The organism is Granulicella tundricola MP5ACTX9 (assembly GCF_000178975.2).
Lineage (GTDB): Bacteria > Acidobacteriota > Terriglobia > Terriglobales > Acidobacteriaceae > Edaphobacter > Edaphobacter tundricola.
The window spans coordinates 2684301-2701693 of sequence record NC_015064.1; the positions used below are offsets into that span (position 1 = coordinate 2684301).

The window sequence follows — 17393 nt, forward strand, 5'->3', positions numbered from 1 at the left end:
GGTGAACAGAACGAGCGTGCGGTCGATTCAAGCCCCGCGCTCTGGTGCAGCCATTTTAGACTGCAACACGGACAATGATCTGCCCCGGCCTTCTTGCATTCCGTTGCCGCTGCGAGAGCCAAGCATGGCAATCCTTCCCAGGATTGGCGAGTGAAACGTTTGAGCAGTCCGAGAATCACCGAAAGCGCTTTGCTTAGTTGACTGTACAGGCTAACAACGAGTAGATTCCGGGTGCTCAGATTAGTCGATTTTCTTCGTCCTAGACTCTGTTCCGGAGGCTTCATGCGTTTGTGTGTGCGTAGATTTGGCATCGCCCTACTCTTCTTGATTCTCGTAAGCTGTGGCCATCTGCAGGCGCAGGCCGTAAGTGGCACGATCCTCGGCACGGTGACCGACCCTAGTGGCGCGAATGTCGCGAACGCTACGGTGACCATCGTCCTGACTGGACAGAGCACGGTTCATACAGCCGTCACCAATGAGAGCGGAAACTTTACGGAGCCGAACCTCCCGGCGGGAACCTATACCGTGACGATCGTTGCGCCGGGGTTCAAGAAGGAGGCTCGCGAAAACATCACGGTGCTGACGAACGAAACGGCCAGAGTCGATGTTGGGCTGACGACCGGCAGCACGTCTGAAACGGTCACCGTTACAACGGCACCCCCGCTGCTGCAGACGGACCGCGCGGATATCTCGACGACCATCGAGCAGAAGCAGATTGCGGACCTACCGCTGAGCAGCGGTAACAGCTTCCAGTCATTGTTGAACACGGTTCCCGGCATGGCTCCGGTGGTCTTCAACAACTCGCAGTTCTTCAATGCGAACAACGATCTCTCCGTCAATGCGAACGGCCAATCGTCTTACGTCAATCTGTACCAGATTGAAGGGATCGATGACGATCAGCGCACGGGCATTCACATTATTCTGGTTCCGCCTGCGGCTGCCATCGGCAACGTCGACATCACGACGAACAACTTCGAGGCAGAGTTCGGCCGCGCGGTCGGGACTGTCGTCAACATCACGCTGAAGTCCGGCACGAACCAGTTTCATGGCTCGGTGTTTCAGAACATGGAGAACAACGGCGTCAATGCGCGTAATTACTTCGCTACCGGCCCGAACGGCCGGCTGGTCTACAACTACACGGGCGGCTCGATAGGCGGTCCCGTCCTCAAGGACAAGCTCTTCTTCTTTGGAGATTTTCTTCGTGTCTCGGATCACGAGTCTTCCACGGTCAACACGAATATTCCCTACTACAACGTTCAGGGCGGGAACCTGAACCTGAGCAGCTACGCCGGCCAAGTGTATGACCCGAACACGGGGGCCACGGCCACTTGCACCAATCCGTCTGCGGCCGGAGCACCCTGCGGCACGGGACGCACGGCATTCGCGGGCAACGTCATTCCACTCAACAACCCGGGTATCAGCCCTATCGCTGTAAAGGTACTTTCGGACATTGATGCTCTAGCCCGTAATCCAAAGACGAATCTCGCATCCGCCGCTTATATCGCAGGCCAACTTTCCAATAACTTCTCGCAGAACTCCCCTTTCAGTAAGGATTTCATTAGCTACGACATCAAGTCCGACTACACCATCACGACCAAGGATCATCTTAGCGGCCGCTTTAGCCACCAGAAGACGGATACCTTTCAGGCTCCTCTGTTCGGTGCATTCTACGGTGGTCCCACGGGTGGAGGGTTTGAAGCAACCGGTGTGGCGTCCGCATATAGCACCGGGTTCAACTACGATCACATTTTCTCTCCGACTCTCTTCACAGAGGTCCGCGTCGGCGTGGCGCATCTCCGCAACTCCGCTACGCAGACCGATTACGGCAGCAATGATGCACGCACGCTTGGGATTCCCGGGAACGGGCCCAACGGAACCAACAACACTCCCACCACCAGCGGTCAGGTTGCTTTTCAGCTCAGCAATTTTACCGGCAATGGGGAAAACGGGACGGGCAATCCGCTGATCGGGTACTCCCAGTCTCTTCCCTGGCTGCGTGCCGAATCCAACATCGACTTCGCCAATATTTGGACAAAGATCCTGGGGAATCACACACTGAAGGCGGGCGCCGACATCCGGCGGATCCGCGACGACCTTCTGCAAGGCAACATCAACGCGGCTGCGGGAACGTTCGCGTTCAGTGAAAACCAGACCTCCGCACCTGGCGCCCCTACAGTCGGTCAGGCTAATGCGATTGCCAGTCTGCTCTTTGATGTTCCCTACTCAGTCGGTCAGGATACCAATAGTACCTTCCCCGCCTACCGCCAGAACTGGCTCTTCTTTTTCGTTTCCGACAAGTGGCAGGCTACTCCCAAGCTCACGGTCGATCTTGGCATGCGCTACGAACTCTATCCGCCGGCTGTGCCCCGGAGGGCGGGTGGATTTGTCAACTACAACCCTTCCAACAATCAGCTTGTGACGGCTGGCGTGGGCGGAAATCCTTCCAACCTTGGCATGCAGTCCAACTACACTAACTTCGCGCCGCGCCTGGGTGTTTCTTACCGTGCCACGGATACGACGGTCATCCGCGCAGGCTACGGTATCAGCTACGTACCTTTTGTCGATAATACTTACGCCTATAACTATCCAATCAAGACGAGCACCAACTACACCTTCAGCCCCACCTTCGGGCCGGCACTGAATCCAGCTGGCGGCGTCGTCAACTTCGTCACTGGAATTCCAAGCACGCCAACCATCGCGTTCGGCTCCAATGGAACGCTTACTGAGAGTGCGGCCAATGGAACGATCGGACTAGCCAATCTCTATATCCCGCTGAACTTCAAGAACGCATACGTTTCTTCTTGGAATGCGGTGGTTCAGCAGGCACTTCCGTTGGATATGTCGTTGCAGATTGCGTATGTGGCCAACCACGGCACACGCATCGACGTAGCCCAGAACATCAACCAGCCTCTGGTTTACGGTCAGAGCGCAGCCTATGATCCGCTCAATCATGCGGCGGATGGCGTAACGCAGACCTTCCTCAAGACCGCCTCTGTGACCCAGTACTTCCTGGGCTACTCGACGAATTATCAGTCGCTACAGGTTCAGCTCAAGCGCCGCTTCTCCAAGGGTCTTACCTTCAGCTCCGCGGTGACCTGGGGCAAGGCACAGGGTTATGGAACCGGTGCTCAGGATGGTGGTCTTCTCTTCTGGAGTGGTCCGGTTCGCCGCAACTACAATCTTGCCGACTTCGACCGTACCCTCAACTACGAGCAGACGATCACTTATGAGTTGCCGGCGGGGAAGGGTCACCGTTACTTCAGCTCAGGTGTGAGTTCTTATGCGCTGGGCGGCTGGAAGCTATCTGCCGTGGTTTCCGCGCTCTCTGGTCTACCCTTTACAATCACCACCGCCAGTGCGACGGGAGGGACGACCCAGACCGTCAACCAGATCGCACCATATCAAGTCACACATGGCGTATCCAGCACCGGCAACACTCGCTGGTTCAATCCTGCCTCCTTCACAACACCAGCAACCTGCACCCCTTACACCCCCGCTAATCCTGTCGCTTGTGCAGTCGGCAACACGCAGCGTAACCAGTTCCGCGGCCCCGGATATTTCTCTGACAATCTCTCACTCTTCAAGAGCTTTCCCATCTTCCGCGAGGCGGCCCTTGAAGCTCGCTTCGATGCCTTTAACATGACCAACACCCCAGCCTTCGGCCTTCCTAACACGGCATACGCAAACACCATAACCAATCCCAACAGCTCTTTCGGCAGGATCACCTCAACCCTGGGCAGTGGAACAGGTAATGTCAATGGAGTCGGCGGTCCGCGTGTTCTGCAGGCGGGCGTCAAGATTGCCTTCTAGTTGAAGGTTGCGCCGGCTTGATCAGCGGCAATTGAACCATGCAGCCGCCTGCTGGGTTCAATTGCCGTTTAAGGAGACACTCCACATAACTCTCTGCTAATAAAGCGGAACCTATCCGTAACATGATGCATGATTCATCTTGTGTTCTTCTTCTATTCACTGAAGGTTCTAGTTGCTTGCCTAGCCTCAATGCACGCCTATCTCTTCTCGTTCCAGCAGCCGTGCGCTGCTTTGCGTCGGTATGCTTGCTGCCACGTCTGCATTTGCTCAGTATGACAATGGCTCCTTCGTCGGCACCGTGCATGACAGTACCGGCGCGGTGGTGACCGGGGCCACCATCACGGTCATTAATACTGAGACCGGCATTACCGTCACGCGGACCTCAGGCTCGGCCGGCGAGTGGGAGGTTCCTTCGCTCAAGACCGGCGTTTATCGGGTCACGATCTCCCATGCCGGATTCTCCGATACCTCCGCGAGCAACATTACCCTGTCCGTTGGCGCTCGCCAGCGGGTCGACCTGAGTCTTCCGGCTGCCGGGACGCAGGAGACGGTTGAAGTCACTGGGGTGTCGCTGCAGGTTGAAACCGAATCTTCAGAGCGTGGGCAGACGATCACCGGCTATCAATCAGAGGCGCTTCCCCTCGTCAGCCGTAACTACTCTGATCTGCTGGGGCTGGTTACGGGTTCACGCCAGGCACCGTCCGCCGCGACGACCAGTTCCATCAACTCACTCGTTCGCGCCGGTTCGTACAACATCAACGGCGAACCCAGCATGTTCAATAACTTTCTGCTGGACGGTCTGGACAGGCTTTCAATTACCCACAAGTTGCGTACGAAGTAAAAAGCCTAGCTGGATATCTGTGAGCCTTGACAAGCCTCTCCAGATGACAGTGTTCCCTGGCGGCGGATCCTTTGCTCTGGCGAGGTAGCCTCCCAGTTGCGCGAGCTTGGTCATATATAAAGTGAGCGTGGATTCGGAGGGAGACTTGCCAGGTTTGTCTCGAACAAGCTGATCGAGAAGGTACAGCTCGGTCGTGGTGAACACCGTATCTGGCTGCGCAGTGGTGGTAGTCCGATTCATCATCGTCATCCAGAAGATGCGCCAACTCAGAATGCACAGAATTGCAATCAGGTTGACCAGCCGCTCGGCCGCTCGGAGTCTGACCTCTTCGGCTTTGAAGCCCGACTTCAGGATCTTGTGGAACGTCTCAATCTTCCAGCGCATCGCATACCAGCGCAGCTTCTCGACAGCGTCCTTGCGCGAGTGAACAGGAAGGTTGGTGATCAGCTTCCAGTCGATTCTGTCACGATCCTTCGGCGGATGCGATTCCGTAGCGTGGAGTACGGTTACGTCCAGGTCAGGGTAGAGCTTGCGCTTGCCGATCGGGGGATGGAGCCGGATCCTGCGATACCGAAGCTCAAGGACTGCTTCGCTCGTTTCGCCCTTCCTGTTACGGACCTTGATGCGGTGAAGACCCTTGATGGGAGCTGCTTCCATTGCATCCGAGACAGTTTGGCCTCCCTCTCCGGCAAGCCGATCGACGCAGGTCCTCAACAGAAAGCGGGTACCCATTTCCTGAGCAATGCAAAATAGCTCATAGATGTCGCTCTCTCGATCCCCTATATGGACGATGCGCTCGGGATGCTGGAGTAATGCCGTGGACTGTCGCAGGTTCTCCAGCCAACGATAGCTCTCCTTTTGTTCAATCGGCACACGTGTCGGGTTAATTCTGCGCTTGAGCGCATTGGCACCATGAAACTTGTCTCTCGTCCAGAACTTGATCGCGGTCAGCCCAAGAGGAAGTCCATGCTCGGTGACGACGAGGCTGGAGTGCATGAGAACGCCGCACGTCGTGTGATAGCGAGGTCGGCTGCCATATCGGGTCGGCAGCTTGCTCACAATGCCGATCGCCGCACTCTCTTCCCGCCGGTAAATGAACTCTGTTGTATCGTGAAGAACCAACACTGTCGTATCCGAAGTCGCTTTGAAACGCTCCCGGGTACAAGTAAAGTGTCCCGCTAGAATCTTCTCTTCACTCACCCGCTTGTTCGACAAAAAACGATAGGCTGCCTTGGTGCTCGCCCAATCCTGGCAGGCAAACGGAATGCTACTTCCTACCCGCTCAGAGAGCTGTCCCAACAGCAAACCAAATCTCTTCCCGTGCCGCTTATCTTGAAATTGGCATCCAGCAACTTCACGGTCCAGCCAGGAATCCAGATCCTCTTGCGCTTCAACCCGCGTCTTCGGCATTCTCGAAGTTCAACACTTACGAAGACGCTCTGAAAGTCACTGTCTTGAGGCAGAACCAACGTTGGTTCCACTCGGTTTCTTCGCTTCGACTTGTGGGTAATCGAAAGCTGGACAACACGCTTACGGCGAATCCAACCAGGGCTTCGACAACCAGATCATCGCGGTTCCACCTGATTCGGTTGCGCAGTTCCAGGTGGTGACGAATAACGAGTCGGCGGAGTACGGCCGCTCCTCCGGTGCGACGATCAACGTCGCATCCAACTCCGGCACGAACGAGTATCACGCCACGCTCTACGAGTTCTTCCGCAACACCGATCTCAATGCGACCGGCTTCTTCAAGCCGACCAACACGGGCACCTCCGGCATCGTGGTTCCTTTCAAGAAGCCTACGTTCAACCGCAATCAGTACAGTGTCAACTTCGGTGGACCGATCATGAAGGACCGGCTCTTCTTCTTCCTGGACTATGAAGGCTTTCGGCAGGTTTTGAAGCCGCTCAGCGTTCTTACCCTGCCGACGACGAACGAACTGAATGGAGTGCTCGTCTCCCCGGTTCGCAATCCGCTGACCAGCAAGGTTTATGCCGCCGGCAGCGCGATTCCGACAGCCGATATCAACCCTGTCTCACAGCAGATCATCAGCGCCTTCCGTGCGATTCCGGGTGTATCGAATACTCCGGGCGCTGCCGGGACCGGCCTTGCTCAGTTCAACTACGCCGTCCAGGTTTCGTTTACGGATAACTCGGACAAGGGCGACCTGCGCTTCGACTATCAGCAGAATCCTTCGGACTCCTGGTTCCTCCGGGTCAGCGATCGCAAAGAGAATGCGCTGAATGCGCCGGCGCTTCCTCTGCCGTTGGACGGGCAGACGAACGGCAAGATTCGTGTGCTCGACCAGCAGGTCGTTCTTGGCTACACGCGGCTGTTTGGCGCCGATAAGGTCCTCGATGCTCGCGTTGGGCTTTCACGCACCAAGGCTGGGAAGTTCTCCACTTCCATCGGCAGTACGCCGTTCAACATTCCTGGACTTCCGACGGCTGCGTCGGTCGCCGGCGGACTGCCGACGACAACCATTACGGGTTTCACCGGATTCGGTCGCCAAAGCACCAACCCGCAGTTCCAGAACCCCGCTCTGCTGGACCCGAAGGTGAACTTTACCTGGGTCAAGGGTAAGCACTCGATGAAGTTCGGCTACGAGTATGAGCATGTGTGGATGGCGGTCAGCGATAACAATCCGCTCTTCGGTTCATTCACGTATGGCGGCGGCTATAGTGCATGTCCGTCCGGCACGATTATTCCCGGCGTCGGAGCCTGCAGCTCTGCGACGGGCACGCCAGTCAATCTGACTGCCTCCACGGTGTCCGATACCTACTGGGCGGACTTCCTCTTCGGCACGACCAGCGGCTACTCCGCAGCCAACGTCTTCACCGCGCACCTGCGCCAGACGCTGCACAGCGTCTACGCCCAGGATGACTGGAAGGCTCTGCCCAACCTGACGCTGAATCTTGGTCTGCGTTGGGAGTATGGCTCGCCCTACTCTGAGCAGAACAACTTCGTCTCCAACTTCGACCCCATCACCCAGACGATGATTACCACCACGCCAGGTGCACGGGCGCGAACCTCACACCGGTTGCAGCAAGCGGCGGCGTCTACGGCCATACCCTCATCAACCCTGACCTGAACGACTTTGCACCGCGCATCGGCTTTGCCCTGGCTGCGGATTCCAAGACTGCCATCCGCGGCGGATTCGGTACGAGCTATGTGCATTACACTCGCGCCGGCTCTGGAGACATTCAGGCGATCAACGCTCCGCAGGCGTTGTTTGTGGCGGTCAACCAGAACAACCTCAAGCCCACGCCAACCAATCACTGCGTTGGGACGCCCACCGTCACCTCCATTGGGAACCTGCTATGTGAGCCAGGAACAAGGCTTCCCGACCGAGCTGACCACCACCTTCAATCCGCTTACGGATAACGTCACCTACGTGCCGCGCAACACGCGCGACAGCTCTGTGGAAAGCTACTTCCTCTCCGTTCAGCGGGAGCTTGCGAAGAACATCCGGGTGGACATCGCTTTCGTTGGCAACCATGGCCTGAAGCTGCAGGGATTCGTGAATGCTAATCAACTCAATCCGGCAGTTGGCTTTGCTCAGGCGGATCGTCCGGTCCCCAAATTCTCCTCCAACTACAACTCGCTGCAGGTGCGGTATGAGCAGCGCTTTCTGGGCGGACTTACGCTGCTGAACTCGTTCACTTGGTCGCATGCGCTGGACATGGCGAGCGCCTCGCCTGAAGGCAATACCCAGTCTCCGCAGGGCAGCAACAACATCAGGGGCGACTATGGGCAGTCCGACTACAACCTGCCCATCGACAACATCACCAGCATCGTCTACGAGCTTCCCATTGGTTACGGCCGCCACTACCTCTCAAACAGCCACGGTATCGTCGAGGCAGCACTGGGCGGCTGGCAGCTCTCCACCATCAACACGATGCAGTCCGGCACACCGTTCAATCTGACCTATACGCCGGCCTCCTCAAACCAGGTTTCACCCACGATCGCGAACAGCTTCCGCGGTGCAAACCTGTATCGTCCGAATGTCGTTCCCGGCGTCAAGAAAATCCAGCACACCCAGCTTGCCAACGGCTTCATTCAGTACGTCAACCTGACTGCGTTTGCGTTGCCTCCAACGACCGCCGGCAACGCGGCGGGTGCCGCTCTGGCCAGCCCCTTCGGCAACGCCAGCCGCAACACCGCCTTCTACCAGACCGACCTCTCGCTCAACAAGAAGTTCTCCACGCCGATCGAGAGTCTGAAGGTTGAGTTCCGGAGCGAGTTCTACAACATCCTCAACCACACCAACCTGTACCTGCCCAGCACCGTTGGAGGCACCGTAGGCGCCTCCACGACGACCACGGGCGGACAGATCACCAGCACCTTCCAGCCGCGAGTGATCCAGTTCGCGGTGAAGATCCTCTACTAACCGGATGCAGTAACCTTTCGTCCTCACACGGTCCGAATTGGATTCGGACCGTGTGAGGACGTCTTGCTTTAGCGTGTGTGATCGGTTGCTAAAGCCACTTCCGGATGCCATGCTTGAGAGATGAATAAGGGATTGTTACTGGGTGCGGCTTTGGGATTGAGTCTGGCATGCTCAATGCCGGGAGCAGCGCAGGAAAAAGGCATCTGGCGCGCTGCAAGCAAGACGGCCAAGTCGATTACAGGTGACGTAGCGTTTGGAGATGAGAGGATTTCAATCTATTTTTCCGGCTATGCCATTGCGCAGATCAGGCCGCTTACACCGGTTGAGATTGGGGCGGCGTTCGACTCCGACAGTACCGCAGGTGGGAGTGGAAACCTGTACCGGCTTAGCATTCCCGGGACGAAGAAGTTTATGCATGGCACGACCATGTGTGGGGGCGAAGAGACGCAGTGGCTGGCGACCTACTCGGTGGGCAAGAGCCTGCAGATGTCGTTCTTCTCCGGCGCGACGATGCCGGTGTTTACGCCGGAGGCTCTGGGCAGCTCAACGAACCTGTGTGGGACTTACAGCTACGTGCGTTAATGTGACCTCCGACATTGACGACTGATTTAGTCCGAATTAGACTTAAGAATCGACCGGGATACGAATCTGCGCTCCTGATGGCTTTCGCCCGGCGTGTCCTTCGGACTCCCTGCACGGAATGGACCGGCGGAGCTTCGGAGTTGGAGTTGCAATGCTGCAGGCATTTATCATCACGCTCCGTGAGGGCGTGGAAGCGTCGCTGATTGTCGGAATTGTCTTCGCCTATTTGAGCAAGATCGGCCGTCCGGACCTGAAGAAGGTCGTTTACTGGGCGCTTGGCTCGGCTATAGCCGCGAGTGTGCTGGGTGCGGTTATTCTCTCCCGCACCCAGTTCAACTCCGACATCTTTGAAGGCTGGGTGATGCTGGCGGCGGCGGGGTTCGTCGTGAGCATGATCTGGTTCATGCAGAAGGCGGCCAAGTCCCTCAAGGGCGAGATTGAGAGCAAGATCGCCAAGGCTACGCTGGGTTCGAGCAACGTGGGGCTCTTCTTCTTTGTGTTTCTGCTGGTGCTGCGTGAGGGCGTGGAGACGGTGCTGATTCTTTCGGCGGTCTCGCTGAACTCGACTGAATTGTTGAGCTTCACGGGCACGATGCTGGGAATCGCGGTGGCGGTGGTGTTCGGCGTGATGTTTATTCGCGGCAGCGTGAAGGTGAACCTGCAGCGGTTCTTCCGGGTGACGAGCGTCATCCTGTACTTCGTCACCTTTCAACTGCTGGTGAGCGGGCTGCATGAGCTCTCCGAGAACGGCGTGCTGCCTTCTAGCACTGCGGAGATGCGGTACATCGGCCCGATCGTGCGGAACGATCTGTTCTTCTTTGTGACGATGCTTGCGCTGGCGGTGCTGATGATCCTGATGGAGCAGCGGCGACGTGGGCCGGCGGCTCTGCCGGAGGGCGCTTCGGCTGCCGACAAGCGGCGTGCGGAGTGGAGTCAGCGGCGCGAGAAGATGTGGATGACCGCAGTGGTATCCGCCAGCTTCCTGTTTATCTTTCTTTCAACGGCTGAGTTTATTTATGCGAAGAGTGCGACTTCCCTGAGCGCAACCAGCCCGGTGACGCTGGTGGGCGATCAGGTGACGGTGCCTACGGCAGAGATTACGGACGACAAGCTGCATCGGTTTGGCGTGCATGTAGACGATGGGAATGGGGCCTCGCCTGAGGTGCGGTTTCTGCTGTTCAAGAAGCCGGATGGGAACATCGTTTCGGTAGCGGATGCTTGTTCGATCTGCGGGCCGGTGGGCTTCTACATGGGCAGCCAGGGGATTACGTGCAAGATGTGTGCGTCGCCGCTGGTGCCGGCTTCCATGGGGCAGCCGGGTGGCTGTAACCCGATTCCGTTGAAGTCGACCAACGCGGGTGGGCAGATCACGATTGCGGCGGCTGATCTTAAGGCATTGGCACCGCGGTTCGAGAGGTAACGGCGTGTTCTTTCGGCTGCTGTGGGAGAGCTTCGTACGGCAGCGGCGGCGTAAGGCGCTGGCTGCGATTGCGATCCTGCTGGGGACCACGGCGGTGACGGCGATGCTCGCCCTGGCGACTACGATTGGGGACCGGATTCATCGCGAGCTTGCGGTGTATGGGGCGAACATTGTGGTCTATCCGAAGGCGGATACGCTGAGCGTGAATGTGGGTGGCGTGGATCTGAAGCCTAGTACGGGTGGGGCTTATCTGAAGGAAGCGGATCTTGAGAAGCTGAAGACGATTTTTTGGGCTAACAACATTACGGGTCTCAGCCCCGAACTTCGGATGAGCCGAATCGCTCTCGGATCGGACGGCAAGGTTTTGAAACCGGTGACTGCGGTGGGCTACTGGTTCAATCATCGGTTCGGCAATATCACAACAGGCGCGCCTCAACTCCACCCTTGGTGGAAGTTAGAGGGCAAGTGGCCTGTTGAGGCTTTGGCTAAAGGGAAGCATCGCGAAGATGCTGTTCAGGTCGTCCTTGGCAGCAAACTTGCGCAGCAACTCGGCATGCACATCGGCGACGATTTCGTATTGGCTATTGAGCAGCCGGGCTACGCTCCAGAAGCGGATGTAGTTGGGATCGTGACTACCGGTGATGCAACTGACAACGAAGTGCTCCTGCCGCTTAGCATTCCAATTTCACAGGTTGTCGTTGCGGGAAAGGCAACTGCGCCGCCCGTATCCAATAGCGATTTGTCTCGCGTAGAGATTTCCGCAACGACCAAGCCCGAAGATGCCTTCGCTCGCAAGGACCCGGACACGCTCTCCCCTGCGCAGCATGAGATCTGGTACTGCCGGCCTTATGCGAACTCGATCGCGTACCAGATACGCGAGGCGATCCCGGGGGCGGCGGCCGAGCAGGTGCGGCGGGTGGAGCAAAGTGAAGGGACGGTGCTCTCGCGCATCAGCGGATTGATGTGGCTGGTGAGCGGCGCGGCGCTGCTGGCGGCGGGCTTTGCGGTCAGTGCTGCTATGGCCACCGCCGTTCTGGAGCGGCGAAGAGAGATCGGACTGATGCGGTCGCTGGGCGCGAGCAAGGGGAGCATTGCGCTGCTGTTTTATTCGGAGACGGGGCTGCTGGCGGTGGTGGCGGGGAGCCTGGGGTATGTGGCGGGGTCGGTGCTTGCGTACTGGCTGGGCGGCCATATCTTCTCCGGCGATGCGAACGGTCCTGTGCTGAACCTGGTGCTGCTGCCAGTGGTGGTGGCGATGGCGTTGATCGTGGCGGTGGCGGGGAGTACACCTTCGATCCGGACGGCGCTGCGGATGGACCCTTCGATGGTCCTGAGGGCGGACGCTTGAAGGGCATCGGGCTATGGAGGATGTTGGCGCGGTCGCTGGTGCATCGGCGGGCGCGGAGTCTGTCTGCGCTGACGGCGATGACGGTCTCCGCGGCGGTGGCGACCGCGCTGCTGACGCTCTACGCCGATCTGGATGCGAAGCTGCATCATGAGTTTCGGAGCTTTGGCGCGAACATTGTGGTGACGGAGCCTGTGGGTGAGGCTGGCCTTGCGACCAAAGGACAAGCTGCTGCCGGGGCTAACGCGAACGTCGCGGCGTTTGGGTATGCCGTGGCGTTGACCGATCGAGGGACGCCGGTGGTGGTGTCCGGGGTGGACTTTGAGGCGGTGAAGCGGCTGGATTCGTGGTGGTCTGTGGCGGCTTGGCCGAGCGGAGCGGACGATGCTCTACTGGGGGATCGGGCGGCGAACTTTGTTGCGGATGAGAAGGCTGTGAAGCTCTCGTTTGCGGGCAAGGAACAGACGTTTCGTGGGGCTGGACGAGTGAAGACGGGTGGCGATGAGGATAGCCGCATCTATGTGCCGGCTGCGGCGTTTACTGCGTGGACGGGGGTCGCGCCGAATGTGCTGGAGGTGCAGGTGCCGGGTGGGGGGGCTGCGGTTGAGGCGGCGCTCGGCAGGCTGAAGGCGGCACTGCCGGAGGCGCGGGTTGAGCCGGTCAGGCAGCTTGTGGACGGGGAGTCGCGCATCGTGGATCGGACGCACGCATTGATGTTTGGCGCGGTGATCCTGATTGCGTTGACCGTGGCTGTGTCCGTGCTGGCGACGCTCTCCGCGAGTGTGCTCGAACGACGCCGGGACTTCGCGCTGATGAAGGCGCTGGGTGGAAGCGAGATCCAGATGATGAGCCTGTTTCTGCTGGAGACATTGCTGCTGGCTTTAGGTGGCGTGATTTTGGGATACGTGGCAGGGTCAGGCGCGGCGTGGGTGATCAGCGAGGTGAACTTCCATACGGCGACGCTGCCTCACGCTGGTGTGATTCCGGCGGTATTGTTGCTGAATGGGCTGATTGCCGCGCTGGCTGCGCTACTGCCGATACGGGCGCTCCGCGGGCTTGAGCCGGCGGCGCTGTTGAAAGGGGAATAATGGCTGAGGTCATCACCAAGCTGGCGAATCCGGCACCAAAGATGACGCGCGACGAGTGCGCAGTGATTTCGCTGGATGGCGTCTCGCGCGAGTATGCGGGCAGGACGGGTGTGGTGCGAGCGCTGGACTCGGCAACCTTCTCCATCGTAGCTGGGGAGTGGGTGGCGATCACGGGGCCATCTGGCTCGGGTAAGAGCACGCTGGTGAATATGCTGGGGTGCCTGGACCGGCCGACGTGTGGGGAGCTAAAGATCGATGGGACCGATGTTGCTTCCATGACGGCGGGTGAGCTGGACCGGTTTCGGGCGGACAAGATCGGGTTCATCTTCCAGCAGTTCCACCTGATTCCCTACCTTTCTGCGCTGGAGAACGTGATGCTGGCGCAGTATTTTCATTCCATGACGGATCAGGAGGAGGCTCGGGCGGCTCTGGTGAAGGTTGGGCTGGGCGAGCGGGCGGAGCATCTGCCGAGCGAGCTTTCAGGCGGAGAGCAGCAGCGGGTTTGTATCGCGCGGGCGCTGATCAATAACCCGCCGATCCTGCTGGCGGATGAGCCTACCGGAAATCTCGATCATGCCAACCAAAAGATCGTGGCTCAATTGCTGCGGGACCTGCATCTGGCGGGGCACACCATCGTGATGGTGACGCATGATCCCGAGATGGCGGCGCTGGCGCAGCGACGGATCGCGCTGAGCCACGGGACAGTGTTCTGTCATCCTGTGGGTGGGATTGTTCGGCTGGGGAAGTAGGTACCCCCCTCCATCCTGTTTTGATCGAAACACGATAACATACGTCTCGAGCAGTCTTAAGACCTGAACATACTTGCAGCGGATCGTAGACCGCTGCCTCAGGGTCGTAGCTGCGGGGATGCCGAGCGATCAATTCGCTGGCGCAGGGCGATGGTCACTTCGTGAGGGGAGCCCGGACCCACAAGGTCACGCTCGAAGCGCTAGCTGACCATCTCCGTGTCCCGCAGACGACACATCCGGTGCTTCAGACATCGAACTCGCTGCGCCTAGCTATCAATGTAGCTGCAGACTCCGCTGCGGCGGCGACCATTGAAAAGCCGCCCGTCGGTACTACTCGGGTACATTTCCAGCCTCACGAGCTCTCCGATCCAGAGGTTGAGCGCTCGTAAACGACCATTGACAGCTACCGCGACTACTTCAGGGCTTGCCCATGATGCGCGATCTCGCGAAGCTCTCCTGACTTGTCGATACTCGACACCCTACAATCAGCCAGACGACTGGGTTTTCGCTTCACCCTTCACCCAAGGAAAGCGGCCCTTCTGGATGGAGTCCGAGCTGGAAAGCCACGTTCGTCCGGCTGCCTTGGCAGCCAGCATCGGCTGGCACAGCCTTGGCACGATTCTTGATAACAAGAACGGGATGACGCCGAGAAGCGACTGGCACTGATCGACGCCTCGGGGATCTTCGAAGCCCCGGTCCCATGAGAAGAGGGAGGAAGAGCCATCCGCATCTTGCTAGGGTCTCAACAAACGCTCCTCTGTGAGTGCCCATCTGGCTATCACGCAGACAATTTTAAAATATAGCCTGAACATGAGAGGGGCTCCCCGAGGAAGAGCCCCTTCTAATCTCGAGTTTTGCATTCGATACTGACAAGGCTTATCGTTCCTTATAATGCCTTTTCAATGTCAGCCAGTCACTCCATAAGTCTTTTGGAATGATGGCGGGGACGACGGGGCTCGAACCCGCGACCTCTGCCGTGACAGGGCAGCGCTCTAACCAACTGAGCTACGTCCCCAAATGCTACCTGGTGTCGGAGAGGAGTAAAGCACTCACCGGACAACTTTCTGATCATACTGACTTAGTGCCTGCGGGTCAATACGGATCGCGAGAGATGATGAAAATCACCCTCGCAAAGGAAGATTTGGCCGCCCAAGCAAGATTCTCTATACTCATCGCACCATGAAGTCCTCAGTCGATCTACCCCCGACGGTTCAAGTGAACTTCACGCTTGGTATTGGCCATGGACGGCTTGACGCATCTCTGGAAGTTCCCTCAGGCCATGTTACGTTGACACAGATACTACCGGTCCTTCAAACCCTGACCAGCAACATCGTTGACGCAGCCACCGTACTTGTTAGCACAGAAGGCTATCAAGTTTCGTGTCGCGCAGGCTGTGGCGCCTGCTGCCGGCAACTAGTCCCTCTAAGCATCTTTGAAGCGGAGTTTTTAACGGAATGGATTCATAGCTTACCTGCAATGCAACAGCAGGCACTCAATGCTCGCTTCAATACCACCGTCGACGCCCTCAAGGCGACGAACCTACTTCCCCGTCTCTTGACTCCGCATCTTTGGCAGGAGGAGGATCTTGAAGCCAGGACCCTTGCGGCGGATTACCTTGAGCAGGAGATTCCATGTCCTTTTCTACATGACGAGTCCTGCAGCATCCACCCCATACGACCCTTAATTTGCCGTGAGTACCTAGTCACATCTGATCCCGTCTTCTGCGCTCGTCCAACTCGCGAGACAGTCGTTCCTATTCCAATCCCTCTCAAGAGTTCCAGTGTCCTCTTCGGTCTCGGCTCGCTGGTAGAAGAAGGCACAACCGGATGGATTCCGCTTCCACTGCTGTTCGTCTGGATGCAGACCGGCGGCACTCCCGGTCAAGCGATTGAGGGGCTCGGCCATGAACTTTTACATGAGTTCGTGAAGCGATACACATCCTGATTGAACGCCGGGTCATTGCATCTGTCTTGGCAGTCCCATACACTAAGGTAGTCGCAGACGGGCGGTTAGCTCAGCTGGTTAGAGCATCTCGCTTACACCGAGAGGGTCGGGGGTTCGAATCCCTCACCGCCCACCACAGATATATCTCTCCCCAACCGGCTCTTCAGCCGGTTTTCGTGTCTTTATCCTCGACCAAATATCACTTTGTGGTGGGTGCTGTCTGGTCCCACATATGTTTCAGCTGATACTCCTGAGTCGTCTTGAACGTATCCTGCGATTTATCTGCCGCGCGAAACGCCGGCCCAGAAGGCCAAAGGGAAAAGTCTGCGTATGCGACGCGTCGGGGCGTCCCGTGCATTCCATCCAACGCTGACTGCATCTCCAGAAGAACTCCCCGGGAAAGCGAGAGTTCGTGCTCGTCGGGCTGATAAATCGTCCCCACCGGGTAGTCCAGGAAGGGTGTGCGCGTCTCTTCAATATGACAACCAAGAATATGAGTCACCAGTTTGTCCTGGGTGAACCGCATAAGACGCTGGTTGCTCTTTGTAAACGCATCGAAGTCGCGGATATACAAACGTCCGGGATAAACGCTATCGCCTGTGAGTAGGACCGCCGTCTTCCGGTCATAGAGAGCCACACTTACGGTGTCGTGACCGGGAATAGGCACCGCGTCGATCACACGATCGCCGAGATCGATGGATCCCGTATCCTCAGGCCAGTTCACGATTCCATAGAGCGCTTTCGTAGCTTCTACGTTCGCGGCGATAAAGGTGATCGGAATCGCAGGATCGGTCAGAGCCTGAATGTCCGTATCGCCTGCCGTATGGTCAGAATGCGAATGCGAATGCACTACGACCAGCGGCATCGACGTGCGATGGTTGCGCAAGAGCCATAAATGCATAACGCGTTGCAACGTCGGAGCCAGGTTTCCGTTGCGTGATCCAGTGTCGTAGAGTAACGCACGCTTTTCGCCAAAGATGAGATACACGAAAGGCTTCTCAAAATCCGTGCAGCCACTTTGCCTCAGGATGAAAAACTCAGGGTTATATTCGTGAACTTGCCACTCGGGCATCTCCAAACACTTAGGGCCGCCCGTAGACCACGTAAGGGGGAGGGTTCCACGTTGCACCCCACCCCCATCAGGATTGGGCGACTGTGCAGGCAGCATTGGACATCCGAGACAAGAAGCCAGCATCAAAGCGATCAAACAAATTTTCAAGTCAAGAC

The 17393-nt window shown here is 57.8% G+C and carries 14 protein-coding genes and 2 tRNA genes; 13 read left to right on the forward strand and 3 right to left on the reverse strand.

From position 1 onward, the window contains the following. The first annotated feature begins 282 nt into the window (after nucleotides 1-282). Together ACIX9_RS11460 and ACIX9_RS11465 are read left to right on the forward strand one after the other, a co-directional pair. Complete coding sequence (locus ACIX9_RS11460) at nucleotides 283-3810, forward strand: TonB-dependent receptor (RefSeq protein WP_013580650.1); 3528 nt, start codon at nucleotides 283-285, stop codon at nucleotides 3808-3810. Between the two features lie 241 nt (nucleotides 3811-4051). Beyond that, nucleotides 4052-4651: a carboxypeptidase-like regulatory domain-containing protein gene (locus ACIX9_RS11465; protein WP_013580651.1), complete on the forward strand. Its 600-nt coding sequence runs from the start codon at nucleotides 4052-4054 to the stop codon at nucleotides 4649-4651. On the opposite strand, the gene ACIX9_RS11470 is transcribed toward ACIX9_RS11465, so the two are convergent. Beyond that, nucleotides 4622-6061, reverse strand: a complete 1440-nt coding sequence (locus ACIX9_RS11470) for an IS4 family transposase (protein ID WP_041597069.1) — start codon at nucleotides 6059-6061, stop codon at nucleotides 4622-4624. The two genes, ACIX9_RS11465 and ACIX9_RS11470, sit on opposite strands and share 30 nt — an antisense overlap. A 196-nt stretch (nucleotides 6062-6257) precedes the next feature. On the opposite strand from ACIX9_RS11470, the gene ACIX9_RS23795 reads away from it, so the two are divergent. From ACIX9_RS23795 to ACIX9_RS27390, 9 genes are all read left to right on the forward strand, one after another. Then, nucleotides 6258-7739, forward strand: coding sequence for an outer membrane beta-barrel protein (locus ACIX9_RS23795; RefSeq protein WP_198152086.1), 1482 nt, complete (start codon nucleotides 6258-6260; stop codon nucleotides 7737-7739). Further along, nucleotides 7736-8032: an outer membrane beta-barrel protein gene (locus tag ACIX9_RS27905; protein WP_456297996.1), complete on the forward strand. Its 297-nt coding sequence runs from the start codon at nucleotides 7736-7738 to the stop codon at nucleotides 8030-8032. Before ACIX9_RS23795 ends, ACIX9_RS27905 begins: the two co-directional genes overlap by 4 nt. Then, nucleotides 7956-9038: an outer membrane beta-barrel protein gene (locus tag ACIX9_RS23800; RefSeq protein ID WP_456297992.1), complete on the forward strand. Its 1083-nt coding sequence runs from the start codon at nucleotides 7956-7958 to the stop codon at nucleotides 9036-9038. Before ACIX9_RS27905 ends, ACIX9_RS23800 begins: the two co-directional genes overlap by 77 nt. Before the next feature lie 120 nt (nucleotides 9039-9158). After that, nucleotides 9159-9620: a hypothetical protein gene (locus ACIX9_RS11480; RefSeq protein ID WP_013580653.1), complete on the forward strand. Its 462-nt coding sequence runs from the start codon at nucleotides 9159-9161 to the stop codon at nucleotides 9618-9620. 151 nt (nucleotides 9621-9771) lie between these two features. Next, on the forward strand, nucleotides 9772-11040 hold the full coding sequence (locus tag ACIX9_RS11485; protein ID WP_013580654.1) for a Fe-S-containing protein: 1269 nt from the start codon (nucleotides 9772-9774) through the stop codon (nucleotides 11038-11040). Nucleotides 11041-11044: 4 nt separating this feature from the next. Further along, the gene (locus ACIX9_RS11490; RefSeq protein ID WP_013580655.1) at nucleotides 11045-12388 is read left to right on the forward strand and encodes an ABC transporter permease; all 1344 of its coding nucleotides are present in this window, start codon (nucleotides 11045-11047) and stop codon (nucleotides 12386-12388) included. Further along, complete coding sequence (locus tag ACIX9_RS11495; protein WP_013580656.1) at nucleotides 12385-13473, forward strand: ABC transporter permease; 1089 nt, start codon at nucleotides 12385-12387, stop codon at nucleotides 13471-13473. Before ACIX9_RS11490 ends, ACIX9_RS11495 begins: the two co-directional genes overlap by 4 nt. Next, a complete protein-coding gene (locus ACIX9_RS11500; RefSeq protein WP_013580657.1) occupies nucleotides 13473-14222 on the forward strand; it encodes an ABC transporter ATP-binding protein in 750 nt (249 codons plus the stop codon). The genes ACIX9_RS11495 and ACIX9_RS11500 overlap by 1 nt, the downstream gene beginning before the upstream one ends. 543 nt (nucleotides 14223-14765) lie before the next feature. Beyond that, nucleotides 14766-14888, forward strand: coding sequence for a hypothetical protein (locus tag ACIX9_RS27390; protein ID WP_013580658.1), 123 nt, complete (start codon nucleotides 14766-14768; stop codon nucleotides 14886-14888). A gap of 272 nt (nucleotides 14889-15160) precedes the next feature. On the opposite strand, the gene ACIX9_RS11505 is transcribed toward ACIX9_RS27390, so the two are convergent. After that, nucleotides 15161-15237, reverse strand: a tRNA-Asp gene (locus ACIX9_RS11505). Nucleotides 15238-15401: 164 nt separating this feature from the next. Here ACIX9_RS11505 and ACIX9_RS24740 point away from each other — a divergent pair. Together ACIX9_RS24740 and ACIX9_RS11515 are read left to right on the forward strand one after the other, a co-directional pair. Continuing rightward, complete coding sequence (locus ACIX9_RS24740) at nucleotides 15402-16166, forward strand: YkgJ family cysteine cluster protein (protein WP_013580660.1); 765 nt, start codon at nucleotides 15402-15404, stop codon at nucleotides 16164-16166. Nucleotides 16167-16225: 59 nt separating this feature from the next. After that, nucleotides 16226-16302, forward strand: a tRNA-Val gene (locus tag ACIX9_RS11515). A gap of 63 nt (nucleotides 16303-16365) precedes the next feature. Here the strand turns inward: ACIX9_RS11515 and ACIX9_RS11520 are convergent. Then, a complete protein-coding gene (locus ACIX9_RS11520) occupies nucleotides 16366-17238 on the reverse strand; it encodes an MBL fold metallo-hydrolase (protein ID WP_232298701.1) in 873 nt (290 codons plus the stop codon). Between the last annotated feature and the right edge of the window lie 155 nt (nucleotides 17239-17393).

Excerpts from the sequence above, each read along its gene's own strand:
- ACIX9_RS11460 (WP_013580650.1), top strand. The coding sequence starts at position 283 with ATGCGTTTGTGTGTGCGTAGATTTGGCATCGCCCTACTCTTCTTGATT.
- ACIX9_RS11465 (WP_013580651.1), top strand. The coding sequence starts at position 4,052 with ATGCTTGCTGCCACGTCTGCATTTGCTCAGTATGACAATGGCTCCTTC.
- ACIX9_RS11470 (WP_041597069.1), bottom strand. The coding sequence starts at position 6,061 with ATGCCGAAGACGCGGGTTGAAGCGCAAGAGGATCTGGATTCCTGGCTG.
- ACIX9_RS11480 (WP_013580653.1), top strand. The coding sequence starts at position 9,159 with ATGAATAAGGGATTGTTACTGGGTGCGGCTTTGGGATTGAGTCTGGCA.
- ACIX9_RS11485 (WP_013580654.1), top strand. The coding sequence starts at position 9,772 with ATGCTGCAGGCATTTATCATCACGCTCCGTGAGGGCGTGGAAGCGTCG.
- ACIX9_RS11500 (WP_013580657.1), top strand. The coding sequence starts at position 13,473 with ATGGCTGAGGTCATCACCAAGCTGGCGAATCCGGCACCAAAGATGACG.
- ACIX9_RS27390 (WP_013580658.1), top strand. The coding sequence starts at position 14,766 with ATGGAGTCCGAGCTGGAAAGCCACGTTCGTCCGGCTGCCTTGGCAGCC.
- ACIX9_RS24740 (WP_013580660.1), top strand. The coding sequence starts at position 15,402 with ATGAAGTCCTCAGTCGATCTACCCCCGACGGTTCAAGTGAACTTCACG.
- ACIX9_RS11520 (WP_232298701.1), bottom strand. The coding sequence starts at position 17,238 with ATGCCCGAGTGGCAAGTTCACGAATATAACCCTGAGTTTTTCATCCTG.